Annotated in this window: 28 protein-coding genes; 14 read left to right on the top strand and 14 right to left on the bottom strand. The window is 58.2% G+C overall.

The window, feature by feature from the left end; translation table 11 throughout:
* The first annotated feature begins 76 nt into the window (after positions 1–76).
* A complete protein-coding gene (locus HBH25_RS19190; RefSeq protein WP_168085544.1) occupies positions 77–796 on the top strand; it encodes a FadR/GntR family transcriptional regulator in 720 nt (239 codons plus the stop codon).
* A gap of 74 nt (positions 797–870) precedes the next feature.
* On the opposite strand, the gene HBH25_RS19185 is transcribed toward HBH25_RS19190, so the two are convergent.
* Together HBH25_RS19185 and prlC are read right to left on the bottom strand one after the other, a co-directional pair.
* Positions 871–1,119: a YheV family putative zinc ribbon protein gene (locus HBH25_RS19185; protein WP_168085586.1), complete on the bottom strand. Its 249-nt coding sequence runs from the start codon at positions 1,117–1,119 to the stop codon at positions 871–873.
* Between the two features lie 22 nt (positions 1,120–1,141).
* Positions 1,142–3,193, bottom strand: a complete 2,052-nt coding sequence (prlC, locus tag HBH25_RS19180; RefSeq protein ID WP_168085543.1) for an oligopeptidase A — start codon at positions 3,191–3,193, stop codon at positions 1,142–1,144.
* 100 nt (positions 3,194–3,293) lie between these two features.
* Here prlC and HBH25_RS19175 point away from each other — a divergent pair, with 100 nt between their 5' ends.
* Complete coding sequence (locus HBH25_RS19175; RefSeq protein ID WP_168085585.1) at positions 3,294–3,854, top strand: gamma carbonic anhydrase family protein; 561 nt, start codon at positions 3,294–3,296, stop codon at positions 3,852–3,854.
* The gene (locus HBH25_RS19170; protein ID WP_168085542.1) at positions 3,854–4,510 is read left to right on the top strand and encodes an HAD family hydrolase; all 657 of its coding nucleotides are present in this window, start codon (positions 3,854–3,856) and stop codon (positions 4,508–4,510) included. The genes HBH25_RS19175 and HBH25_RS19170 overlap by 1 nt, the downstream gene beginning before the upstream one ends.
* Here HBH25_RS19170 and HBH25_RS19165 read toward each other — a convergent pair.
* A complete protein-coding gene (locus tag HBH25_RS19165; RefSeq protein ID WP_168085541.1) occupies positions 4,478–5,572 on the bottom strand; it encodes an aminopeptidase in 1,095 nt (364 codons plus the stop codon). The two genes, HBH25_RS19170 and HBH25_RS19165, sit on opposite strands and share 33 nt — an antisense overlap.
* 61 nt (positions 5,573–5,633) lie before the next feature.
* Between HBH25_RS19165 and HBH25_RS19160 the strand changes: the two genes are divergently transcribed.
* Together HBH25_RS19160 and HBH25_RS19155 are read left to right on the top strand one after the other, a co-directional pair.
* Complete coding sequence (locus tag HBH25_RS19160) at positions 5,634–6,047, top strand: PA0061/PA0062 family lipoprotein (RefSeq protein WP_168085540.1); 414 nt, start codon at positions 5,634–5,636, stop codon at positions 6,045–6,047.
* A gap of 5 nt (positions 6,048–6,052) precedes the next feature.
* Complete coding sequence (locus HBH25_RS19155; protein ID WP_168085539.1) at positions 6,053–6,466, top strand: PA0061/PA0062 family lipoprotein; 414 nt, start codon at positions 6,053–6,055, stop codon at positions 6,464–6,466.
* A 78-nt stretch (positions 6,467–6,544) separates the two neighbouring features.
* Here HBH25_RS19155 and HBH25_RS19150 read toward each other — a convergent pair whose 3' ends face one another.
* Together HBH25_RS19150 and HBH25_RS19145 are read right to left on the bottom strand one after the other, a co-directional pair.
* Positions 6,545–6,817: a DUF1161 domain-containing protein gene (locus HBH25_RS19150; protein ID WP_168085538.1), complete on the bottom strand. Its 273-nt coding sequence runs from the start codon at positions 6,815–6,817 to the stop codon at positions 6,545–6,547.
* On the bottom strand, positions 6,801–7,229 hold the full coding sequence (locus HBH25_RS19145) for an OsmC family protein (protein ID WP_168085537.1): 429 nt from the start codon (positions 7,227–7,229) through the stop codon (positions 6,801–6,803). Before HBH25_RS19145 ends, HBH25_RS19150 begins: the two co-directional genes overlap by 17 nt.
* 148 nt (positions 7,230–7,377) lie before the next feature.
* On the opposite strand from HBH25_RS19145, the gene HBH25_RS19140 reads away from it, so the two are divergent.
* Positions 7,378–8,379: an LLM class flavin-dependent oxidoreductase gene (locus HBH25_RS19140; protein ID WP_168085536.1), complete on the top strand. Its 1,002-nt coding sequence runs from the start codon at positions 7,378–7,380 to the stop codon at positions 8,377–8,379.
* Positions 8,380–8,426: 47 nt separating this feature from the next.
* Here HBH25_RS19140 and HBH25_RS19135 read toward each other — a convergent pair whose 3' ends face one another.
* On the bottom strand, positions 8,427–8,648 hold the full coding sequence (locus HBH25_RS19135; RefSeq protein ID WP_168085535.1) for a DUF1161 domain-containing protein: 222 nt from the start codon (positions 8,646–8,648) through the stop codon (positions 8,427–8,429).
* 89 nt (positions 8,649–8,737) lie between these two features.
* Positions 8,738–8,953 (bottom strand): dodecin, encoded by a 216-nt coding sequence (locus tag HBH25_RS19130; protein WP_168085534.1) that lies wholly within the window; start codon positions 8,951–8,953, stop codon positions 8,738–8,740.
* Positions 8,954–9,110: 157 nt separating this feature from the next.
* On the opposite strand from HBH25_RS19130, the gene HBH25_RS19125 reads away from it, so the two are divergent.
* Complete coding sequence (locus HBH25_RS19125) at positions 9,111–9,437, top strand: ElaB/YgaM/YqjD family protein (RefSeq protein ID WP_168085533.1); 327 nt, start codon at positions 9,111–9,113, stop codon at positions 9,435–9,437.
* Here HBH25_RS19125 and HBH25_RS19120 read toward each other — a convergent pair.
* On the bottom strand, positions 9,434–10,378 hold the full coding sequence (locus tag HBH25_RS19120) for a LysR family transcriptional regulator (protein WP_178089055.1): 945 nt from the start codon (positions 10,376–10,378) through the stop codon (positions 9,434–9,436). The two genes, HBH25_RS19125 and HBH25_RS19120, sit on opposite strands and share 4 nt — an antisense overlap.
* A 54-nt stretch (positions 10,379–10,432) precedes the next feature.
* Here HBH25_RS19120 and trpB point away from each other — a divergent pair, with 54 nt between their 5' ends.
* The 3 genes from trpB to HBH25_RS19105 all read left to right on the top strand — a co-directional run bounded on the left by trpB (position 10,433) and on the right by HBH25_RS19105 (position 13,028).
* Complete coding sequence (gene trpB / locus HBH25_RS19115; RefSeq protein ID WP_168085531.1) at positions 10,433–11,653, top strand: tryptophan synthase subunit beta; 1,221 nt, start codon at positions 10,433–10,435, stop codon at positions 11,651–11,653.
* Positions 11,650–12,459 carry a tryptophan synthase subunit alpha gene (gene trpA / locus HBH25_RS19110; protein WP_168085530.1) on the top strand — a complete coding sequence of 270 codons (810 nt, stop codon included), beginning with the start codon at positions 11,650–11,652 and terminating at the stop codon, positions 12,457–12,459. Before trpB ends, trpA begins: the two co-directional genes overlap by 4 nt.
* Before the next feature lie 101 nt (positions 12,460–12,560).
* Positions 12,561–13,028: an anti-virulence regulator CigR family protein gene (locus tag HBH25_RS19105; RefSeq protein ID WP_168085529.1), complete on the top strand. Its 468-nt coding sequence runs from the start codon at positions 12,561–12,563 to the stop codon at positions 13,026–13,028.
* A gap of 16 nt (positions 13,029–13,044) precedes the next feature.
* Here the strand turns inward: HBH25_RS19105 and HBH25_RS19100 are convergent, their stop codons facing one another.
* Positions 13,045–13,953: a choline sulfate utilization transcriptional regulator gene (locus tag HBH25_RS19100; RefSeq protein ID WP_168085528.1), complete on the bottom strand. Its 909-nt coding sequence runs from the start codon at positions 13,951–13,953 to the stop codon at positions 13,045–13,047.
* A 97-nt stretch (positions 13,954–14,050) separates the two neighbouring features.
* On the opposite strand from HBH25_RS19100, the gene betC reads away from it, so the two are divergent.
* From betC to HBH25_RS19085, 3 genes are all read left to right on the top strand, one after another.
* Positions 14,051–15,607, top strand: a complete 1,557-nt coding sequence (gene betC, locus HBH25_RS19095; RefSeq protein ID WP_168085527.1) for a choline-sulfatase — start codon at positions 14,051–14,053, stop codon at positions 15,605–15,607.
* Positions 15,604–16,524, top strand: coding sequence for a choline ABC transporter substrate-binding protein (choX, locus tag HBH25_RS19090; RefSeq protein WP_168085526.1), 921 nt, complete (start codon positions 15,604–15,606; stop codon positions 16,522–16,524). The genes betC and choX overlap by 4 nt, the downstream gene beginning before the upstream one ends.
* Before the next feature lie 87 nt (positions 16,525–16,611).
* Complete coding sequence (locus HBH25_RS19085) at positions 16,612–17,793, top strand: type III secretion system effector protein (RefSeq protein WP_168085525.1); 1,182 nt, start codon at positions 16,612–16,614, stop codon at positions 17,791–17,793.
* On the opposite strand, the gene aroE is transcribed toward HBH25_RS19085, so the two are convergent.
* Positions 17,790–18,608 (bottom strand): shikimate dehydrogenase, encoded by an 819-nt coding sequence (aroE, locus tag HBH25_RS19080; protein WP_168085524.1) that lies wholly within the window; start codon positions 18,606–18,608, stop codon positions 17,790–17,792. The genes HBH25_RS19085 and aroE overlap by 4 nt on opposite strands.
* A 9-nt stretch (positions 18,609–18,617) precedes the next feature.
* Complete coding sequence (gene hemF, locus HBH25_RS19075) at positions 18,618–19,553, bottom strand: oxygen-dependent coproporphyrinogen oxidase (RefSeq protein WP_168085523.1); 936 nt, start codon at positions 19,551–19,553, stop codon at positions 18,618–18,620.
* A 152-nt stretch (positions 19,554–19,705) separates the two neighbouring features.
* On the opposite strand from hemF, the gene HBH25_RS19070 reads away from it, so the two are divergent.
* Complete coding sequence (locus HBH25_RS19070; protein WP_168085522.1) at positions 19,706–20,680, top strand: NADPH:quinone reductase; 975 nt, start codon at positions 19,706–19,708, stop codon at positions 20,678–20,680.
* A 66-nt stretch (positions 20,681–20,746) separates the two neighbouring features.
* Here the strand turns inward: HBH25_RS19070 and tsaC are convergent, their stop codons facing one another.
* From tsaC to HBH25_RS19055, 3 genes are all read right to left on the bottom strand, one after another.
* On the bottom strand, positions 20,747–21,301 hold the full coding sequence (gene tsaC / locus HBH25_RS19065) for an L-threonylcarbamoyladenylate synthase type 1 TsaC (protein ID WP_168085521.1): 555 nt from the start codon (positions 21,299–21,301) through the stop codon (positions 20,747–20,749).
* A gap of 39 nt (positions 21,302–21,340) precedes the next feature.
* Positions 21,341–22,453: a DNA-processing protein DprA gene (gene dprA / locus HBH25_RS19060; RefSeq protein ID WP_168085520.1), complete on the bottom strand. Its 1,113-nt coding sequence runs from the start codon at positions 22,451–22,453 to the stop codon at positions 21,341–21,343.
* Positions 22,454–22,532: 79 nt separating this feature from the next.
* Positions 22,533–23,558, bottom strand: a complete 1,026-nt coding sequence (locus HBH25_RS19055; protein WP_168085519.1) for a LysM peptidoglycan-binding domain-containing protein — start codon at positions 23,556–23,558, stop codon at positions 22,533–22,535.
* Positions 23,559–23,599: the final 41 nt, after the last annotated feature.

Below are 23,599 nucleotides of genomic sequence, written 5' to 3'. Positions count from 1 at the left end.
GCGGCCACATCAGTCCGTTGTCATACAAGATACCGCCTTGGAGGGTGAGTGCTAAGATGAGCGACATTGCCCAGACATGAGCCACGCCCTCTTGGAAACCATCCCGCCTGCAAAGCGCCGCACGCCCAACCTGGCCCATGACCTGGTCAATGAACTGACCCAGCGCATCCTGCGTGGCGACTTTGCTACAGGTCAGAAACTGCCTTCGGAAACAGCCATTGTTGGCGAGCACGGGGTCAGCCGCACCGTAGTGCGCGAGGCCCTGTCAAAGCTCCAGGCCGCCGGGCTTGTAGAAACACGCCATGGGGTCGGCACCTTTGTACTGGAGCGTCAGCCACAGGCAGGCCTTCGCCTGAACGTGGATACCCTGACCAACGTACGAAGCGTTCTGGAATTGCGCATGGGGTTGGAAACCCAGGCGGCAGCCTTGGCGGCGCGGCGGCGAAGCGACAGCCAGTTGGCCCAGATGCGCGAAGCACTGGATGACTATGGCCGGCTATTGGCTAACAACGACAGCTGCGTGGACGCAGACCGCCGGTTCCATGTGCTGATTGCCCAGGCCACAGGCAACAACTGCTTTCCAGACATGCTGATGCATTTGGGGGCTGCACTTATTCCACGAACACAGCTCAATGCTCAGGAGCGGGGTGGGGAAGACTTCAGTGAATTGGGCAAGGTTGCCCAGGCTGAGCATGAGGCGATTTACCAAGCCATCCGCCGACAGGACGCCGACGCTGCCCGCGCCGCCATGCTGCTGCATTTGAGCAACAGCATGGAGCGATTTCATGCGGGTTGAAGGTCAAGGCGTGTGTTCTTCAGCTCAAAGGCCATGCGCCTTTGCAAGAGCAGGCCAAGCCTGCGAACAGTCACCTATGGTTTTTTAAGCTTGGGGTTCGGAAAGAACTGCACGGTCTGCACCTTCGGCTGAGCCGGTTTCGGCTCGGCCTTGTTCACCCGGGTGCCCAGCTCCCGTGGAATGGACTGCCCCTGGGCATTCAACGTATCCGAGTAGCCACAGGCTACACACTCGCGGTGTGGAACGTCGTCTTCGTTCCACATCTTGAGGGTGTCCATTTCGCTGCATGCCGGGCACACAGCCCCGGCAATAAAGCGCTTCATGGTTATGCTCACAATGCCTCCCTCACGCAGCTTCGTTTTCCGTCAAGCCGCTGTGTCGCAACAAAGCGTCAATGGAAGGCTCACGCCCGCGGAAGTCCACGAACAGCACCAACGGCGCCTGTGACCCACCTCGGGCCAGAATGGCCTCGCGGAAGGCACGGCCGGTCTCTGGGTTCAGTACCCCGTCTTCTTCGAAGCGAGAAAATGCATCAGCTGATAGCACCTCTGCCCATTTATAGCTGTAGTAACCGGCGGCATAGCCTCCTGCGAAGATATGCGCAAAGCTGTTAGGGAAGCGGTTGTACGCCGGTGGGCGCATTACCGAGACTTGGTCCCGAATACCTTCAAGCACCTGCAACGCAGTACGGCCATCACCATGGGTGGCATGCAGTTCGAAGTCGAACAACGAGAACTCCAACTGGCGCACCATCATGAGTCCCGACTGGAAATTCTTCGCCGCCAGCATTTTTTCCAGCAAGTCTTGCGGCAGAGGCTCGCCGGTCTGGTAATGACCAGACATCAGCGCCAGGCCTTCCGGCTCCCAGCACCAGTTTTCCATGAACTGGCTGGGCAGCTCCACTGCGTCCCACGCCACACCGTTGATGCCTGATACACCAGCATGCTCGATTCGGGTCAGCAGGTGATGCAGCCCATGGCCGAATTCGTGGAAGAGGGTGGTGACTTCATCATGGGTAAGCAAAGCGGGCTTGCCTGCATCCGCAGGCGTGAAATTGCACACCAGGTTAGCCACAGGGCTTTGAAGGCTGCCTTCGGCCGTACGGCGGCGATCCTTCGCGCCGTCCATCCAGGCGCCACCACGCTTGTTGGCCCGGGCATAAAGGTCAAAGAAGAACCGGCCCACGTGCTGGCCGTTCTCCGTGATCTCGAACAGGCGCACGTCTGGGTGCCAGGCATCGAAGCCCTTGAGTTCGCGGATTTCGATCCCGTAGAGGCGTTGCACAATGGCAAACAAGCCACTGAGCACCTTGTCGATGGGGAAATAGGCTCGCAGCGTTTCCTGGGACACGCTGTAACGTTGCTCTCGCAGCTTTTCACCGTAATAGCCACTGTCCCAGCTTTGCAGGTCCGGGCACCCTTGCTCGGCAGCATAAGCCTTGAGCTGCTGCAGATCCTTTTCGGCGAAGGGCTTGCTGCGCTGGGCCAGGTCGCGAAGGAACCCCAGCACTTGGTCGCTGGACTCAGCCATCTTGGTGGCCAGGCTCAGTTCGGCATAATTGGCGAAGCCCAGCAGGTGAGCCAGTTCCTGGCGCAGCGTAAGGATAGCTTCCATCACCGGGCCATTGTCATTCTGCCCAGCATTCGGGCCTTGATCGGATGCACGGGTGCAGTAGGCGGTGTAGACCTCTTCACGCAGCCCACGATGTTCGGCATACGTCATCACGGCATAGTAGCTGGGGAACTCCAGGGTAATCAGCCAGCCTTCAAGCCCTTTGGCTTGAGCCGCAGCGGCCATCTGTGCCTTGGCCGAGTCCGTAAGGCCGGCCAATACCGCTTCGTCAGTGACGTGTTTGGTCCAGGCCTGGGTGGCATCCAGCAATTGGTTGGAGAACGTACTGCCAAGCTCCGAGAGTTTGCTTTGCACCTCGGCATAGCGCTGCTGCTGCTCAGGTGGCAAGTCGATGCCAGACAGGCGAAAATCACGCAGCGAGTGTTCCAGAATAGTCTTCTGAGCCACGTCAAAACCTTCACTCGCGGGGCCGCTGGCCAGGGCTTCAAACGCCTTGAACAGCTTGGGGTTCTGGCCCATTTCGGTCGAGTAGGCACTCAGGGCCGGCAGGCAGGCCTCGTAAGCCTGGCGCAACTCAGGGCTGTTGCACACGGCATTGAGATGGCTCACTGGGCTCCAGGCGGCCCCGAGGCGGTCATTGAGTTCATCCATGGCCAGCACCAGGCCTTCCCAGGTGGGGTGGCTACCTTGTTGCTCGAGCAACGCACTGACCGCAGCACGGTTGTCCGCGAGAATACGCTCGATCGCCGGCTGCACGTGCTCTGGAAGAATCGCTGAGAAGGGCGGCAGGTCATAGGGCTGGAGCAGCGGATTGGTCTCGGTCACGGTCACACACCTTGGCTTGAGAGATAACACCGGTCATCTTAATTACAATCACCGGGCGCCGCAGCAACCGCGGCGGCTATTGGGACAACAGAAGGAGCCTATCGTGATACGTACATTTGCCAACGCCACGCCCTTGATTGGGCTACGGGCCTTTGTGGATGCTAGCGCAGTGGTCATCGGGGACGTGGAAATTGGTGAGGATAGCTCCGTATGGCCTTTGACCGTCATTCGCGGCGATATGCACCGCATTCGAATTGGGCGCCGCACCAGCGTACAAGATGGCAGCGTGCTTCATATTACCCATGCCGGACCTTATAACGACGGTGGATTTCCATTGACTGTCGGGGATGAGGTCACCATTGGCCATAAGGTGATCCTGCATGGCTGCACCCTTGGCAATCGGATTCTCGTCGGCATGGGTAGCATCGTCATGGACGGGGCCGTTGTGGAAGACGAGGTCATCATTGGCGCGGGCAGCCTGGTGCCGCCTGGCAAGGTCCTCAATAGTGGTTTTCTGTATATGGGCAGCCCCGTGAAGCAGGTACGGCCCTTGACCGAAAAGGAGCGAGGGTTTTTCGCCTATACGGCCGGCAACTACGTCAAGCTCAAGGCCCAGCACCTGGCTGAAGGCTTTGACAACGCTGCCGTGGAGCACGCCTGATGCCCTATCGCAACGTGCTGTTCGACCTCGATGGTACGCTCACCGACCCACGCGAAGGCATTACCCGCTCTATCCAGCATGCCCTCGCTCAACTGGGTATCGACGAACCCGACCTGAGCAAGCTCGAACCCTTCATTGGCCCGCCTCTGCTTGAGGCCTTCATGCAGTTCTATGGGTTTGAAGAAACAAAAGCTTGGGCAGCCGTCAATCACTACCGCGATCGCTTCAAAGTCACTGGCCTGTACGAAAACACACTGTTCGAAGGCGTTATCGAACTGCTTGAAGCACTGAAAGCTCAAGGCCGGCACCTGTTCATTGCCACCTCCAAGCCTTGGGTATTCGCTCAAGAGATCGCTCGCCACTTTGGCTTCGACAGCCACTTCAAAGTCATCTACGGCAGCGAATTCGACGGTACGCGCTCCAACAAAGTTGAATTGATTGCTCACTTGCTGGAAACGGAGCAGTTGGCTCCTGCCGACACCGTGATGGTTGGCGACCGCAAGCACGACTTGATCGGTGCACGCCTCAACGGCCTTGCAGCCGTGGCGGTCGGCTACGGTTTTGGCAGCGCTGAAGAATTGATCGCCGAGGCACCGCTGTTCCACTTCGATACGCTGGCGCAGCTACACCTGGCGTTTGTTCAACAGCGCCTGTAAAGCCTGAGTACGTTGCACAGTGGGCAATGCGCCTAGCGCACGTACGGCTTGATAGAAGGCGGGCCAATGCTGTTCATTGTTGTTGAACAAGGCAGCAAAGGCTGGCACCCATTGATCGTAAAGCCCAAACGGCAGCAGTTTGGCATTATTGATTGGGGCCGCTACCCAAGCATCGTATAGGCCCTTGCCACCCCACTGGCTGTCTCTAAGGTGGTAATAATCACGCCTGAACCGCTCGATTTCCGCTTGCTTGGCCTCGCCCATGGCAGCGGCTGCAAGAGGCTTGGAATACACAGCCTGAAGCCGGTCCCGCAAGCCCAGCACCAGGTGCACGAAGGCGTTCCGGCGGGCGGCCTGCTGGTCGTTTTCAGGTGGCATGCCCTGTGCGGCACGCCATTGCCGAGTGCCTTCCTGCTCCACGAAGGTGGCGAACGACTCATTGAAGGCGGTATCGCCGGGAACATACACCTGCTGATGTGCCAGCTCATGGAAAATAAGCGTGGCCAAGCGTTCGCTGCTCCAGCCTGTCATTGAGCTAAGGATGGGATCGTCAAACCAGCCCAACGTGGAGTAAGCCTCCACACCGCCGGTGTACACGTCCAAGCCCTGCTGACGAAGCAACGCTGCTGCCCCACGGGCGCGCCCCTGCTGGTAGTAGCCTCGATAGGCCACACAGCCGGCGATGGGAAAGCAGTACTGCACGGGACTCAGTGAAAACTCAGGTGTTGCAAAGACGTTCCACACCACGAAGGGCCGGTGGATATCAGCGTACAAACGATAGCTACGGTTGTTCGGCAAACCCAGCTGCTCGCTGGCAAATACGCGAGCATGCTGGGCATCAGCCAGCCGTGCACGCAGGCTTGCATCCCGGGCAGGATCAGCCATAACCTTCTCGATCGGCTCGCGGGACCGCAACAGGTCAAATTGGCCGTGGGCCAATTGCGTGTAGTAATCCAATGACGAGCACCCATTGAGCAGAAGTGCTGCCAACAGGGGAACCAATACCCTGTGCAGGGTGTCGAGAGAGCCGTGGCGTGAACGCCAGACAATAAATCCGAGCATAGGGCAGCTTGCCTCGAATAAGCCTGTTCCAGTGCTCTATCATGCCTGCGTGGAGCCCTTAATGCGTAAAATCCTACCGTTCGCCGCTGTCCTTGCCCTTACCGGGTGTATGGGTTTGCCCAAGCCAGACCCTAACCAGGCGTGGATTGACCTGCACGGCCCTGAGAAAAATGCGCTCCAGGCCCAGGAAGTAGATGCACAGGTTCAGGACGATGCTCGCTACTTTGAAGTGGAGCCAGGCAGCCATGAACTCACCGTGCGCTACCAGTTCACTGTTGCACCTGACAACATTGGCCCCCAGGCGGCCCCGCTATCCCGGGACTGCCAGCTGAATATCAAATACGGTAGCTTCAATGCGGGCGAGCGGTACGAGTTGGAAGCCGGCAGCTTGGGCTTTACCCCATGGGCCAAGCTGTACGACCAGCAACGACGCCTGGTGGGTCGCGCCCAACCGGCAGGCTGCCAGGGCGTCTAGCGCTTATGCCACGTTACCTTGTGCTGCTGGCTGCTTTACTGCTTGGGGCCTGTACCACAACCCCAGTCCCGCCACAGGACCCGACCAAAGCCTGGGTCGAGATGTTCACCCGTACCGGCAAGCTGGTCATGGCTGACAAACTCGATGGCAAGCGCCTGGATGACGGCCGTTATTACCAGGTCGCTCCAGGCAGTCATGAACTGCAGGTGCGTTTCGACTACGACGTGGCTGTACCGATGCTGCCTTTTGCTCAACCGTCAGAGCGCATCTGCTACATCCGCCTGCAGTACGACAGTTTCCAGGCAGGCGAGCGCTACCGGTTGGAGGCAAGGCACCTTGGCTTGCAAACCTTTGCTTTTCTCTATAACGCTCAGGGCGAAAAAGTCGCCACGGAGCGGCAGGTAAACTGCCTGTTCTGACCTACCGAACAGTGGAAGGCCGATGCGTCCAAGTGCAAGATCCGCTGGGTACTGTAGCGGGTACAGTTGACCGTATGCTCACGTATCGTTTTTCTGGTAGAGGATACGGCGCGTGCCGTTCTCACAACTGCCCACCACCATGCTCGGGTCTTTGGCTTCCTCCGCAGGAACTACCTCAAGCGTGTAGGCCACCACGCCTTGGGCCTGGATCTTGGCCTCGATCTCAGCTTTGAGCTCAGCACAGTCCAAAGGGGCTGCGGTAGCTGGCAAAGCCGCGGCCAAGGCAAAAGCCCCGGCCAGGGAAGCACTACCTATAGCGCTTGGCGCTGCGCGCTTAAGCCAGCGAAGCATCAAGGGTAATCTCAGCGCCAGCCAGTACCTTGGAGACCGGGCAACCGGTCTTGGCTTTGTTGGCCAGCTCCTGGAACTGCTCCTCGGAAGCGTTCGGGATGGTTGCCTTGGTAATCAGGTGAACCTTGGTGATAGCAAAGCCATCCGCTTGCTTGTCCAACGTGACCTGGGCCGTGGTATCGATCCGGTCAGCTGTAAGCCCAGCTTCGCCCAGGATCATCGACAGTGCCATGGAGAAGCAACCTGCGTGTGCAGCACCGATCAGCTCCTCAGGGTTGGTGCCTGGGCCGTCTTCGAAGCGGGCTTTGAAGCCATACGGGGCACTTTTGAGCACGCCAGTTTCAGTAGAAATTTCACCGGTACCGGTTTTCAGGTCGCCTTTCCAGATTGCAGAAGCTGTTTTGATCGCCATGGTGCGGAGTTCCTCATTAATGGAGAGTACTATTTTCAGAGAGCAGGCAGTTGCCTCAAGTTCAGCGCAGATTTGCGAAAGCGGCCCAAAGCGTTCAATGTATTCATAGACAAGAAAAGGCGCGGGGGTGTCTCTTTTTGGAGTAATTATGAAATCGTTGAACGACATCAAATATTCAGCCCTGGACCTGGTACCTGTTCGCAAGGAGACAGGCCCGGCGCAAGCGCTGCGCAACTCCCTGGACCTGGCTCAGCACCTTGAGCGTTACGGCTACAATCGGTTTTGGGTAGCTGAACACCACAATATGGACGGCATCGCCAGCTCGGCGACCTCTGTACTATTGGGTTACCTGGCAGGTGGCACCTCCACCATCCGGGTAGGCTCCGGTGGTGTCATGCTTCCCAACCATGCGCCCTTGGTGATTGCCGAGCAATTTGGCACGCTTGAAAGCCTGTACCCAGGCCGCATAGACCTCGGCCTGGGCCGCGCGCCTGGCTCAGACCAGTTGACCGCACGCGCCCTGCGTCGTGAACGTAGCGGCAGCTCGGATGACTTTCCGCAGGACGTCGAAGAGCTGCTGGCTTACTTAGGTGAGCGTACGCCGCAGCAACGAGTAGTGGCTGTCCCAGGTATGGGAACCAAGGTACCTGTCTGGCTGTTGGGCTCAAGCCTGTTCAGCGCGCAGTTGGCCGGGATGCAAGGTTTACCGTATGCCTTCGCGTCTCACTTCGCCCCGCGGATGATGCACGAGGCGGTCCGGGTCTACCGCGATCACTTCACGCCGTCTGCCTATCTGGACAAGCCCTATGTCATGTTGGGCGTACCTCTGGTAGCCGCAGACACAGACGAGCAGGCTGAGTATCTGGCGACATCGGTGTACCAGCGTATCCTGAACCTGATTCGTGGTCAGACCTTGCTGCTCCAACCTCCAGTCGACACCATGCAAGGGCTTTGGCTGCCTCATGAGAGGGAAGCTGTGGGCAGTTTCCTGGGAATGGCGGTGATCGGTGGCCCAGCCAAGATAAGGGCTCGGCTGGATGTACTGATGGAGCAGACACAGGTCGACGAGCTTATCTTCACCTGTGACCTGTACGAACACGCAGACCGTTTGCGCTCTTATGAGCTGCTGGCCCAGCTGATGCGGGGCTAAAAACGGCAGGGCGCCCGCAGCGTGCGGGCGCTTCATTCAAGGGCAAATCAACGCTTGTAAACAAGCACTTTGGTGCCGCCTTCGCAGGTACCTACTACTTTACCGTCTGTGGCGCTGCCCTTGTCTACCGCTTGCAGCGAGTAGCCTGAGGCGCCCTTGGCCTGAAGCTTCGCGTCAATTTCGCTCTTGAGTTCATCGCAAGGCTTGCCTGCTGCGAGGGCGCTGCCGGCCAACATGACCATTACCGTTGCCAACACTACTTTTTTCATCGTTCACAGTCCTTGAGTCGATTCAAACAAAGTCGGCGGAGCTGTGTGCAGCTCCTTATTTTGACGGCCATCCGCGCCCTTTCGCTCGATCAGCTATTGCTGATTCGGAAACCTACTCGCAAGGTCACCTGAAAATGCATGACCTTGCCGTCTTGAATATGACCACGTGTTTCAGTCACTTCGAACCATTCCATGTGCTCAATGGATTTGGCGGCTTCAGCGATGGCATTTTTGATAGCGTCGTCAACGCCAATGGTAGACGATCCTACCAGTTCGACTTTTTTGTAAGTGTGGTGATCACTCATGTACAGCTCCTTGGTCAATGGTACTGCCATCGGCAACCGGCAGATGGCTACGTTTACATCTGTGCGCCAAGGACAGGCAAAAGTTCACAGGCACTGCACTTTTGCGAAGCGGCGTAGTCGGACACATACACCGCAATCACCAAGCAGGAGTGAAACAATGGCTACTAATTCGCTGCGTAAAGCGTCGCTGCAAAGCATGGAAGCAGAAATCGAAAGCCTGCTTCGTTCACTGGAAAGCTTGAAGGGCGATACCTCGGAAGAGTCTCGCAAAACCCTCAAAGCGCTGAAGGCCAACGCCGAAACCGCACTCAAGCACTCGCGCAGCCTGCTGGCTGACGTGTACGAAGACGTCAAGGTCAAAACTCGCGAAACCAGCCTGGCCACCAAGGAATATGCCCAGGAGCATCCGCTGACTGCTGCCGGCATCGCTGTTGGCGCCGTTGGCCTGATTGCGGCCTACCTGATGTGCAAGCGTTCTGACTAGTTCGCCTGGCGAGCCAGTTCCAGTCGTAGCCAATGAGCCAAGCGTTCGGCACGACGGCCTGCTCGCCGATGCGGTACCCAGAGTGCCAGGCAGGCTGGGGTTTTAGTGAAACCCCAAGGCGCTAACAAGCGCCCTGCCTGCAGGTCATCGGCCACTAACGCGTGTGGCGCGATGGCCACTCCCAAACCAGTTACCGCAGCCTCCAATAGGTAGTACAGATGTTCGAAGCGCTGGCTAAACTCCAGTTTCGATGCATCTACCCCATGAGCGGATGCCCATTCCGGCCATGCCTGCGGCCTCGATACGGTTTGAAGAAGCGTCTCACCCAGCACCGCTTCAGGTGCGCTACTTAACAGTGCCGAACACTTTGTGTAATGGGGACTGACAACGGGCCCGATACGCTCTTCAATCAATTCGTGTACGTGCACCTCACCCGGCCAAGGCGGTTGAGCGAAGACCAGTAACGCATCGATACCTGGGCTTTTAGGGTCCAAATCACCCTCACCAGCCGATAGATGCAAACGAAGGTCCGGCAACTCTGCATTCAACCGGCCAAGCCGAGGGATAAACCAGCGCGCTAGCAAGCTGCCTGAACAACCCAGTACGAACGGCGCGTCCGCTTCTGCTACAGCCAGTTCGGCACATACCTGCCTCAACTCATCGAAAGCTTGGGTACTGGCATCACGTAGCCGTACACCTGCCTCGGTAAGCTTTATCCCTCGCCCTTCCTTGGTAAACAAGGCAATGCCTAGTTCGGCCTCCAAGGCTTTCAATTGGCGGCTTACTGCCCCATGCGTAACGCTGAGCTGCACAGCCGCCCGTGTAAGGCTGCCGAGGCGGGCCGTTACTTCAAAGGCACGCAGTGCATTTAGCGAAGGCAGGTCACGGCTCATGATATGTGAGTTTTCCTTACAGGTTGATGAGATCTTATCGGTTTTCAACCGGCGCTGTCGCGGCTACAGTTCATGCATCTGTTTTTTGCCTGGGTACCTGCCATGACTGCTCAAACCTTACGAAACGGCCCTGATGCCAATGGCCTGTTCGGCACCTTTGGTGGCCGCTACGTTGCCGAAACGCTTATGCCACTGGTACTAGACCTAGCCCGTGAGTACGAAGCCGCCCAACAGGACCCAGAATTCCTTGAACAGCTGGCTTATTTCCAGCGGGATTACATTGGCCGCCCCAACCCTCTGTATTTTGCCGAACGGCTGACCGAGCACTGTGGCGGTGCCAAAATCTACTTCAAGCGCGAAGAACTCAACCATACCGGCGCCCACAAAGTGAACAACTGCATTGGCCAGGTATTGCTGGCCAAGCGCATGGGCAAGAAGCGCCTGATCGCCGAAACCGGCGCCGGCATGCACGGTGTAGCTACTGCTACCGTAGCAGCACGTTTCGGCCTGCCTTGCGTGATCTACATGGGCGCTACCGACATTGAGCGCCAACAGGCCAATGTGTTCCGCATGCGCCTGCTGGGCGCGGAAATCGTACCGGTCACCTCCGGCACTGGCACGCTCAAGGACGCCATGAATGAAGCGATTCGTGATTGGGTTTCCAACGTTGAAGATACGTTCTACCTGATTGGAACCGTAGCAGGCCCGCATCCTTACCCAGCCATGGTTCGAGATTTCCAATCCATTATCGGCAAGGAAACTCGCCAGCAACTCCAGGAAAAGGAAGGGCGGTTGCCGGACAGCCTGGTCGCATGCGTGGGTGGTGGCTCTAATGCCATGGGCCTGTTCCATCCTTTCCTGGACGATGCCAGCGTGCAAATCATTGGGGTGGAGGCCGGTGGGCATGGCGTGACCACTGCCAAGCATGCGGCTAGCCTCAATGGAGGCGTGCCGGGCGTACTGCATGGCAATCGCACCTACCTGCTGCAGGACGGTGACGGCCAGATCACCGATGCCCATTCCATTTCCGCTGGCCTGGATTATCCCGGCATTGGCCCGGAACACGCCTGGCTGCATGAGATCAAGCGCGTTGAATACGTCAGCATCACTGACGAGGAGGCACTGGCGGCGTTTCATGTGACCTGCCGCAAGGAAGGCATTATCCCTGCGCTGGAAACAGCCCATGCCTTGGCCGAAGCCATCCGCCGCGCACCCTCTCTACCCAAGGATCACCTGATGGTGGTGTGCCTTTCAGGGCGTGGCGACAAGGACATGCAAACCGTGATGAACCATATGGCTGCACAGCAGGAGACTCAGGCATGAGCCGTCTAGAAAAGCGTTTTGCTGACCTGAAAGCCGAGGGCCGTGCGGCGTTGGTTACTTTCGTAACGGCTGGAGATCCAGGCTATGACACATCCTTAAAGATCCTCCAAGGCTTGCCTGCGGCAGGCGCCGATGTGATCGAATTGGGTATGCCTTTCACTGACCCTATGGCCGATGGCGTCGCTATCCAGCTGGCCACCCTACGTGCCCTGGATGCTGGCCAAACGCTGCTCAAAACCCTGGCCATGGTGAAATCATTCCGCGAAAAAGACACCACAACCCCGCTAGTACTCATGGGCTACTACAACCCTATCCACCGCTTCGGTGTGGACAGTTTTGTAACGCAGGCGAGGGACGCTGGTGTAGACGGTCTGATCATTGTGGACCTGCCTCCAGAACATGATGCCGAACTGGCCGAACCCGCCCAGGCAATGGGCATCGACTTCATTCGCCTGGCTACGCCTACCACCGACGACAGCCGCCTGCCGCGTGTACTGGAACGAAGCTCCGGGTTTGTTTACTACGTCTCTGTGGCCGGTGTGACCGGGGCAGGGGCTGCCACCACAGAACATATAAGTGCCGCCATTGCACGCCTGCGCAGCCATACCTCATTGCCCATAAGCGTAGGCTTTGGCATCCGTACGCCAGAACAGGCCGCAGGCATCGCCCGGCTGGCCGATGGGGTTGTGGTAGGTTCGGCCCTGGTGGACAAGATTGCCAAGGCTGCCACGCCACAGCAGGCTGTTGACGATGTGCTAGGGCTGTGTGGAGAACTGGCGGAAGGGGTTCGGAGCGCACGCAGGTAACGGTCTTGATACGGAGGAATTGCCCTCTGTTTTCGCAGACTAAGAAGGTATGAATCCAGGGAGCGATAACCGCTCCCTTTTCGTGCCTTCAGAGGAACCTCATGGCCACGTCTTCACGCGCTCTTCTTGCGATAACGCTTGGCACGCTGATCACCGTGGGCATGCCATTGGCCCACGCCGCCCCAAGGCCTGACAATCCACCTCCAGGCGGCCCACAGCATCAGCAAAATCAGGGTAATGGCCATGGCGAAGCCCGAGGCCATAGCCAGAATGGCCAGCACGGAAACCAGGGAAATGGCGCTCACCCGCCACAGGATTTCGGGCCGGTGCGCGACACCATTCGCGAGCACCGTACCGACTTTGGCCGCGGCACACCACTGCCTCCAAACATCCACGTTGCCAAGGGCCACCCATTGCCCCAAGGGTATGGCCATCGCCTGGACCGTTCTGCGTTGTCACGCCTGCCCCATTACGAAGGCTATGAGTGGCGCCGCCTGGGCACGGATGTTGTGTTGATTGCAGTGGGTACAGGGATTGTTTATGAGGTTTTGAATGGCGTCCTGGATTAGGATCACCCGATACCGTCTATTGCGCCTGCTCAGTCATTAACCACGCCACGAAGTGCTCGATCATCCGTCCCCGTCTTTTACGAGGCGGCAACAGCAGGTGGTAGCCCAGTTCGGAACGTACACTGCCGTTGACAGGCCTGCACAGCAGGCCCTGTTCGATCAGCCCATCCACCAAGTGGCGCCAGCCAATGGCGACGCCTTGCCCGCCGATAGCCGCTTGAATCAATAAGGTGTAATTGTCGAACCTCAATTGGCCAGGCGCCGGGGCCGCGCTGATACCCAACGCATTGAACAGCCCTGCCCAGTCAAACCAACGGTTACCTTGGGCACCCCGCAGGTGTAGCAGCGGCAGGCTTCGCAACGATGCTGGCGACATTGGCATACTGCGGCCTTCCATAAGCCGAGGGCTGCAAACAGGAAAAACCTCTTCGTTGAATAGCCAATGGCTGTGCCCATGGCCAGGAAAACGGCCATCGCCGAAGACAATGGCAATGTCCGTATCTCCCCGCAGGGCACCAGGGGTGCGATCTCCAGTAACAATACTGACATCTACGTTAGGGTAAGTTTGGTGGAAGCGGTGTAGCCGAGGCATCAACCAATACGCTGCAAAGGCAAAGTCGGTGGCCACCTCCAAGACCTCGCGCTGGTTATGACTAGCCAGCTCAACCAAGCCCTTTTCTAGGCAGCCAAACCCTTCGGTAACCTGTTGGAACAGGCGCTCACCTGCCTCAGTCAGGGCAATACCTCGATAGATGCGATCAAACAGGCGGTGCTTGAGTTGCCCTTCAAGCCGTTTGATTTGCTGGCTCACCGCAGGTTGAGTGGAGCCCAGCTCAAGGGCCGCTGCCGTAAAGCTGCTATGGCGTGCAGCTGCCTCGAAGGTGCGCAGCGTATCTAGCGACAACGGCCCTAGCTGTTCAAACATAACCTGTACTTATCCTAGGCATTAGCCCATACGGGATTTACCACCAGCCTTACAGGCCTGCATGCTGAAAGAAAGCTCACTGGCATAAGGTCCCCATATGGAACGCCCTCGCACGGCCAAGCGCAAGCATATTCTATTTATCATGGCTGACCAGATGGCGGCGCCTATGCTGCCGTTCTATCAGTCGTCCCCGCTCAAGATGCCTCACCTGTCGCGCCTGGCTGAAGAAGGGGTGGTATTCGACTCGGCTTACTGCAACAGCCCGCTTTGCGCGCCATCGCGCTTTACGCTGGTCAGTGGACAATTGCCCAGCCGTATCGGCGCCTATGACAACGCAGCAGACTTTCCTGCCGACGTTCCGACCTATGCGCACTACCTGCGTCGGTTGGGCTATCACACAGCCCTGTCTGGCAAGATGCACTTCTGCGGGCCAGACCAGCTGCACGGTTATGAAGAGCGTTTGACCAGCGATATCTACCCCGCCGACTACGGCTGGGCAGTAAACTGGGATGAGCCGAACGACCGGCCCAGCTGGTATCACAACATGTCTTCCGTGCTTCAGGCAGGGCCATGCGTGCGGACCAACCAGCTTGATTTCGATGACGAAGTGGTATTCAAGGCCCGCCAATACCTCTACGACCATGTACGCAAAGGCACCGACCAGCCGTTCTGCCTGACAGTGTCCATGACTCACCCTCACGACCCTTACACCATCCCGCGCCAGTACTGGGACCGCTACAGCGATGCCGACATCCCCCTACCGGGTACAGCACCAGCGCAGGACGCCCTGGACCCTCACTCCAAGCGCCTGATGAAGGTATACGACCTGTGGGACAAACCGCTGCCAGAACACAAAGTGCGCGATGCCCGCCATGCCTATTTCGGTGCATGCAGCTACATTGATGACCAAGTAGGCAGTTTGCTTTCTGTGCTGGAAGACACAGGCTTGCTCAAGGATACGGTCGTGGTGTTCAGTGGCGATCACGGCGATATGCTGGGTGAGCGTGGACTGTGGTACAAGATGCACTGGTTTGAAATGGCAGCACGGGTCCCGCTGCTGGTGTGGGCGCCCGGTACGTTCGAACCTAGGCGCGTAAAGGCCAGCGTTTCCACTGTCGACCTGTTGCCCACGCTGGTAGAGCTGGCGGGCAGTGAGCCAATGCCTGAGCTGCCATTGGACGGGCGCTCGTTGATGCCCCATTTGGTAGGAGAGGGTGGGCATGACGAAGTATTCGGTGAGTACATGGCTGAGGGTACAACCAGCCCGCTGATGATGATTCGCCGGGGTAATTACAAATTTATCTACAGTGAAACAGATCCTTACCTGCTGTACGACGTACACAACGACCCGCAAGAGCGCGAGAACCTGGCCACCTCATTGGACCACGCTCAGGTGCTGGCAGCCTTCGTGATCGAAGCCCAGGCCAAATGGGATATGCCACAGATCCACCACCAGGTACTGGCAAGCCAGCGTCGCCGCCGTTTTGTAGGGCATGCCTTGGCGCTTGGCACTCTCAAGAGCTGGGACCACCAGCCACTGGTAGATGCCAGTCAGCAGTACATGCGCAACCATATCGACCTGGACGATCTGGAGCGCAAGGCGCGTTTTCCGCAACCCTGCCAATTAAACGAGAAAGAAGGGGGAAGACCATGAAAACCTTATCCACCGTGTTGTTGTTTGCAACATGCAGCGTTGCTGCTTCAGTAGGCCAAGCGGCCGACAGCTGCAGCCCCGTCAAAATGGCCGACCCTGGCTGGAGTGATATTGCTGCGACCAATGCCTTGGCTGGTGTGGTTCTGGAAGGCCTGGGCTACAAGACCAAAGTGGACTCGCTGGCTGTTCCTATCACCTATGGCGGCTTGCGTGACGGGCAGGTAGACGTATTCCTTGGCAATTGGATGCCAGCGCAGAAGGGGTTCGACGACCAGTTTGTGGCCAATGGAAAGGTCACACGCTTGGCTGAAAACCTCAAAGGGACTGAGTTCACCCTGGCAGTTCCCGATTATGTGTATGAGGCAGGCGTCCATGATTTCAAAGACCTGAACAAATTTGCCGACAAGTTTGGTCACAAGATTTATGGCATCGGCTCGGGCGCGCCTGCCAACCAGTCCATCGCCGACATCATCAAGAAAAACGATTTTGACCTTGGGCAATGGAAACTGGTCGAGTCCAGCGAGCAAGCCATGCTGGCAGAAGTGAACCGCGCCGTAAAAAGCCAGCGGTTCGTGACCTTCCTGGGTTGGACACCCCACCCCATGAACGTGAAGTTGAAAATGCGTTATCTCACCGGTGGAGAAGCCTACTTCGGTGCTTCCGGTAGCGTGTATACCCTGACACGAAATGGTTACGCCAATGCCTGCCCAGAAGTGGCCAAGCTGTTCAGCCAGATGACCTTCACCCAGGAGATGGAAAACGCCATCATGGCGGAGGTAGCTGACAGCAAAGTCAGCAATACGGTGGCGGCCAAGGCTTGGCTCAAGGCTCACCCTGACGTTCTGAAGAGCTGGCTGGCTGGCCTGAAAACCATGGACGGCAAAGAAGCCTTGCCTGCGGTTACCGCTACGCTGTAACCCGCACGGCCATACATCTTTACCGCCTCGGTAAAGGGCCTATACGTACCCTTCCTGGCTCATCATTTCGAACCAGGAAGGTCGACCATGCGAACCCCTGCGCTGTTCATTGCCGGCAATGAGTCAGGCTATTTCCAAGAAGCCTTCAACGACGACGCCTACCCCCACCATGTGATCCGGTACACACGTATTTACTCTGCTGACACGCTGGAGGTCAGCCGAGAGCACTACTTGCCTGCACGTAATGGGTTGGTTACGTTCATTGACAGGCTCATTTTCAAAACCACGGCGTCACAAAACGAGATCAAGCTGACACAATATCTGTGTGTTACTCGCTTGACCATCAATGGTCGGCGGTTCGCGATACGCCTGGAGCCAGGCCAGGCGCTTTGCCTGGACGCACAAGGCGGCTCATTGAACCTACAGGTCGCTGCAGACGTAGATTGTCCCTTGGTGATCTATACAGGAAATGGACCCGCGCGCCTCCAGACCGGGGCAGGGCTAGCTGAAGTCCACTTGGGCCAGGGAAACCACCATGTGACCGTTGGCGAAGGCCTTGCCTTTATTCAAGCCGCTGAGCCAGACCAAGTAGTGATCGACGGCTATTACCTTAAGGGTGCTCCTGGCGACCGCGCAGTGCTGGTACGTAATGCAGAAGGCGATGACCTGCTGACTGCACCAGTGCCTGACGAGGCACGAACGCTTGGAGCAAAAGGCCTTGAGGTTATAGGCAACGACCTGTTCAAGCAGGAAGTTGAAAGCTATCTGCAACTGTTACGTCGCCTGCCCATCGGGCGCACGTTGTTGGCGGCCCTGGATCGCCCGGGGCGTGGCTATCCTGTACGTATTACCGAGCAGACAGGTAATAGCTGGACGGCCTACCTGCCCTCAACCGAGGAAAGCGACGAAGGCACTCATTTCATAGACAACGGCAGGCCTGGGCTGGGCCTTAGCGGTGGCACGCTTCTATTTGCCCCGTACCGTGCCGGTACCGTGGAATTGCCTTTGCTGGAGTTTTACCGGGGCTTGTGCATGGCCTGGAACTCTATCAACGGTACGGTTTTCAGAGGCGACATAAGCTTGAATTACCTCGGCCGTAACATCAATGTTCCAGCGTGCGAGCTGCAAGCCATCGGGATTGCCACAGGTTTGGCCCCTTATGCATTCGATACCAGGCAGGGCAGCATAACGCTGGATACCAACCCGTTTCCTTTCAACGAGAATGCCCTGCGCAAGGCGCTAGGCCTGCCGCCCTTTACGTTCAACTAAGCGCTGCCTTCACGTAGCGCTTGCAGCACAGGCGCGGTGGATACGTCTACACCGCGCCATTTGCGGAACGCTACCGCCGCCTGCTCTACCAGCATGCCAAGGCCATCGATGGCCTGCGAAGCCCCATTCTCTAATGCCCAGGCATTGAACGGCGTAAGGGAAGTGCTGTACATCATGTCGTAGCACGCTGTATGGCCAGGGCTGACTAGGCCTGCCGACAAGGGTGGCAATTCACCTGCCAGGCTGGCAGCCGTGGCATTGATAATCAGGTCCACGGGCCCTTGCAGCGCCTGGAACGAGCAAGCAGACACTGGACCAAGCGAACCAAACAGCTCCACAAGGGCTTGTGCTTTTTCAAGCGTACGGTTGGCGATTACCAGAGAGGCTGGGTGCTGTTCCAGCAAGGGCTCTATCACGCCGCGTGCTGCCCCACCGGCACCCAGTAGCACAATGCGCGCGCCCTTCAAGGGTATGCCACAGTTGTGCAACAGGTCGCGCACAAGGCCCTCGCCGTCTGTGTTGTCGCCCTGCAGCCGCCCATCCTCAAGACGGCTGAGCATGTTCACTGCACCTGCACGTTCGGCGCGAGGTGTACGTATGTCACACAGGCGCCAGGCTTCTTCTTTGAAAGGTACTGTCACGTTGCCGCCCAGGCCTTGTTCGAAAAACACCCGGGCAGTAGCGGAAAAGGCATCCAGGGGGGCAAGTAGCGGCCTGTACTCCATAAGCTGAGCCGTCTGCTCGGCAAAGCACGCATGGATATAGGGCGACTTGCTATGCCCTATGGGGTTACCGAACACAACATAGCGGTCCATCTAGACTCCTCAGGGCTGCAGGCCCGCAGCAGGGCCTTTCCCTAACCAATCACGGTCCTGCAGGAAGTACTCGGTCAGGCGAGCCTCCTCAGTGCCAGGCTCGGGTTTCCAATCGTAGCCCCAGCGTACAGTGGGGGGTAACGACATGAGAATCGACTCGGTACGCCCGCCCGACTGCAGGCCAAACAACGTGCCACGGTCATACACCAGGTTGAACTCAACATAGCGCCCACGTCGAAACTCCTGGAAGGCTTTTTGCTGATCGGTCCAGGGCGTATCCCGGCGGCGCTTCACGATAGGCAGGTAGGCCTCGAGGTAGGCATCACCGATCGCCCGCATAAAGGCAAAACTGGTATCGAAGTCCCAGTGGTTGAGGTCGTCGAAAAACAACCCACCCACCCCGCGAGGTTCATTACGGTGCTTGAGGTGGAAATAACGGTCGCACCAGGCTTTGTAATTGGCGTACACCTCTTCGCCAAACGGTGCGCAGGCTTGTTCAGCCACCCGGTGCCAATGAATACAGTCCGCGTCATTGCCATAGTAGGGCGTGAGGTCGAACCCACCACCAAACCACCATACGGGCGCTTCGCCTTCTTTCTCCGCGATAAAGAAACGTACGTTGGCGTGGGACGTCGGCACATGAGGGTTGCGGGGGTGCATCACCAGGGAAACACCCAGAGCCTCGAACCCACGCCCTGCCAGTTCCGGACGATGGGCACTGGCGGAAGGCGGAAGGCCGGTCCCGTATACATGGGAGAAATTGACACCGCCTTTTTCCAGTACCGTACCGCCATCGATTACTCGCGTGCGGCCACCGCCACCTGCCGGCCGCGCCCAGGCGTCTTCCACAAAGCGAGCGCCGCCGTCTTCATCTTCCAAGGCCTTGCAGATGCGATCTTGCAGGTCCAGCAGGTAGGCTTTCACAGCCTCGGTGCGAGTGTTCATCGATTACCTCATGCACGCCTGTGTCCATGGCCATGGGAAACGGCCAATGAAATCGGCGCGTAGCATACCACTGACAAATGCGTGGGCAGTTGACGCCGGTCTATGGAAAGCGTCCGATAGGCCTTTCCCTTGAGAAGAAAAAGGAGACACCCATGGCAAAGCGCATCCAGTTTTCCAGCAATGGCGGTCCCGAAGTACTCACGCTCGTCGACGTTGAGCCGGCCGAACCCGGCCCTCTTGAAGTCCGAGTGCGTAACCACGCCATTGGCCTGAACTACATCGACACCTATTACCGCAGCGGCTTGTATCCGGCGCCATCGTTACCTTCCGGGCTTGGCACCGAAGCGGCTGGCGTGGTCGAAGCCGTTGGTGCTCAGGTCACTGCGCTACAGGTCGGTGATCGTGTGGCCTACGCCGGTGGGCCCTTGGGGGCATACAGTGAAGTCCACGTACTGCCTGCTGCCAACGTAGTGAAGCTGCCAGACGCTGTGAGTTTCGAACAGGCTGCCGCGGTCATGCTCAAGGGCCTGACAGTACAGTACCTGCTACGCCAGACCTACCGGCTTCAAAGCGGCGAGACCATCCTGTTTCATGCCGCCGCCGGAGGGGTAGGCCTGCTAGCTTGCCAATGGGCCAAAGCCCTGGGTGCGAAGGTGATCGGAACCGTAAGCTCCCCAGCAAAGGCTGAAAAGGCCAAGGCTGCGGGTGCCTGGGAAATCATCGACTACAGCCATGAAGACGTGGCCAAACGGGTGCTGGAGCTCACGGATGGCAAGAAATGCCCGGTGGTCTACGACGGCGTAGGCAAAGATACGTGGGAGACCTCTCTGGAGTGCGTGGCGCCCCGTGGGTTGCTGGTAAGCTTCGGTAACGCCTCTGGCGCGGTCAGCGGCGTGAACCTGGGCATACTGGCCAGCAAAGGCTCGCTTTACGTGACCCGGCCCACGCTGGGCACCTATGCAGTACCCGGCGCCTTGCAAGGTATGGCGGATGAGCTGTTCGACATGATCGCCCAGGGCAAGATCACCGTAGACATCAACCAGCGTTATTCGCTCAGCGATGCCGCCAAGGCGCATACCGAGCTTTCCAGCCGCCTGACCACAGGGTCCAGCATCCTGCTGCCTTGACGGTTTTACAAGCGCCAGCCTGATCAGAAGCTGCGCAGGCTTATTCCGCCTGCAGGGCTGGCGCTATCAGGGCCTCACTACCTCGCCACTGCGCAGGTCGCGGATTACACTCGGGCTTTTCCGCCCCCCCAGTGCCCCGCCCAGCACCACATCCACGTCGCCCCTGAAGTACTGCTCAACCCGTAGCCGACTGCGGGCAGGGGGGCGACCTTGGGGATTGGCCGACGTTGAAACCAGTGGCCCCACCAGCGCGCACAGCTCCCGCACCAAGGGGTGATCACTGACCCGCACCGCTACGCTATCGTGCTGGCCGGTGATCCATTCAGGCAGCAAGTCACGGTGGGGCACCAACCAGGTATTAGGGCCCGGCCAAGTACTGGACATTTTGTCGAGCCACGCTTGGGGGAAATCCTCGAACAGAAAATCGAACTGCCGAATGTTGTCAGCAATCAGGATTACCCCTTTGTTCACCGATCGGCCCTTGATGGCCAGCAGACGGTACACGGCCTCCTCGTTCCAAGGATCACAGCCCAGGCCCCATACGGCTTCGGTTGGATAAGCGATCACTGCACCCGCCCGGATTTCCCGAGCGGCTTGCTGCACACGCCAGCTGCTTTCCATTGTTTCAGCCCCTTCATACCCTGAATGCAGGCAGTGTAACTAGGCAGGGCGACCAAACCAACGCCCGGCTTCACAAACCGCGCGGCCCGCCAGCTCGTGCTCAGTAAGGGCAGCCAGTACCTGAGGCATGGGCCAACACAGGCTGCTCGCCAATTGCTGGGCCGTCTGCGGCGCTGCCAGGAGTTGTTGCAACAGAGGATCAGGAGGTACCGATGCAAGTGCCGTTGTATGTTCATTGGGCAGTGGCCCCTGCCAGCCGCGCAGGCCTTCAAGAATATGCTGCACCGATTCCACCAGTTGAGCCCCATCACGAATCAGTTGGTGGCAACCCTTCATGCCGGGATGATGAATCGAGCCAGGAATGGCAAATACCTCCCGACCTTGCTCGGCTGCCAGCCTCGCAGTAATCAGTGACCCGCTGGCAATGTTGGCTTCCACTACAAGTACGCCCAAGGACAAGCCACTGATAATACGGTTGCGCTGTGGAAAGGTTTCTCGGGTAGGTGCCGTCTGCAGTGGAAACTCGGAAACCAGTGCACCGCCCTGGTCGACAATGGCTTGAGCCAGGCGAACATGGCGCTGTGGATAAAGTCTTTGGAGGCCACTGCCCAGTACGGCAACGGTGGCGCCGTTTACATCCAGTGCTGCTCGATGTGCCGCACCATCAATGCCCGTCGCCAAACCTGACGTGATCACAAAACCCGCGCCCGCCAAGGCTCGGGAAAAGGCTTTGGCGGTATCCAGGCCCGGGGCTGAAGCGCGACGGCTTCCCACAACCGCTAGCTGCGGGCGATCGAGCAACCCGGGCTCTCCGGCGATGAACAGCAGAGGGGGCGGGTTGGGAATTTCGCCCAGCAAGGCTGGGTAGTCGGGGCTGTCGAATGCCAGCAGATGGTGGTGCGGTGAGCCTAACCAATGAAGAGCGGCGGTGGCAGCCTCTCTCACAGCGATATCGCCTCGTGCGCTGGCAGCAGCGGGAGGCATCCCCAATGCCCGCCAGGCTGCGGCCGGCGCACTCAACGCCGCGCTGGCACACCCAAAGGCGCTGACCAAGGTACGGAAATGTGCAGGCCCAATGTGAGGCACGCGGTGTAACCGAAGGCGTGCTTCAAGCTCACCTAGAGCAGGGGTACTAGACGCAAACAAAGGCATATGATCATCCTTGATCGTTAGCCTCCACAGGCCATAGCAACCTGTGGATAACTGTGTTCATAACTTTTTGAAAGCCTAGCTATGGGTTCCTTATCTTGTCCTGGATAGCAAGGGAACGGCTAGCGGTCAGTACTAGCCCATAACTCAACTTTTCATAGGCTCGGAATACCATCAACAGGCCTGCACGCTCATCCGGCACTTTGACCCGGTCGCCATTGAGACGGTCGCGCACCGTTTCGCCGGTTTTATAGATCGCCAGTACATTGCCTTCCTGCAAGCCGTCCCGTTGCCCCTTGTCCAAGGTCACCACATCATACTTGCCAATCTGAGTGACACCGCGCGGCACGTCTATAATCTTCCCTTCAATTTGTGTCGCTGGTGGGCTTGGGAAAAACGTTGAGTTGACAGCATGCTCCTCACTGGTGAACAGGCGATCCCCTAATCGCACCTCTGCATTAGAGCGTTGCAGGCTCAACGTCGCGATATCGCCTTCAGTAGCGACTATTTCGCCCCCACCGATGCTGTCGGCATTGATGCCAAGCACCTCTTGGGTATCAGGGTCGGTATACACCTTGCCTTGGCGGAAGATGCCATAGACGGTATGGGCCGGATCGAACTGCCCACGCGCGTAGATCCGGTCGCCCATGCCACTGAGCACGCGCTCCTGGTTACCGGCCACGATATAAGGTGCGCTGTCGAACGCCGAGGCGGTGTCCACGATACGGTTATTGATCAGAAACGCGTTGATCGCCCCCAGGGGAATACTGGGTACAGCTTCGGCAACGGGAGTAGCGCGCACATGAGGCGAGAGCTTAACCGTACCCCGCGATTGCCCTCGTTCAAGGAATAACTGCGGCTGGCCATTCACTATCCCCAGAACCAGCGAATCGCCAGGGTAGATCAGGTCTGGGTTGGCAATCTGGGGGTTGGCGTGCCAGATACGGGGCCACTGCCAGGGCTGGTTGAGAAATTTGCCTGAAATATCCCACAAGGTATCACCCTGCACCACGGTATAGCGCTGCGGATGGCCCTCGCGAAGCAGTTCGTCGCCTTGCGCCAGGCTTGCACCGGCAAGCAGCAACAGGGCGAGTAATGATTTCCTCATGCCGTGAATCCCTTTATCATGTACGCATTCGTCAAACCCCG

Origin of the sequence: Pseudomonas quercus, from assembly GCF_012033695.1 — a bacterium.
In the GTDB taxonomy this organism is placed as follows: domain Bacteria; phylum Pseudomonadota; class Gammaproteobacteria; order Pseudomonadales; family Pseudomonadaceae; genus Aquipseudomonas; species Aquipseudomonas quercus.
This window is presented reverse-complemented; position numbering and strand designations above follow the sequence as displayed.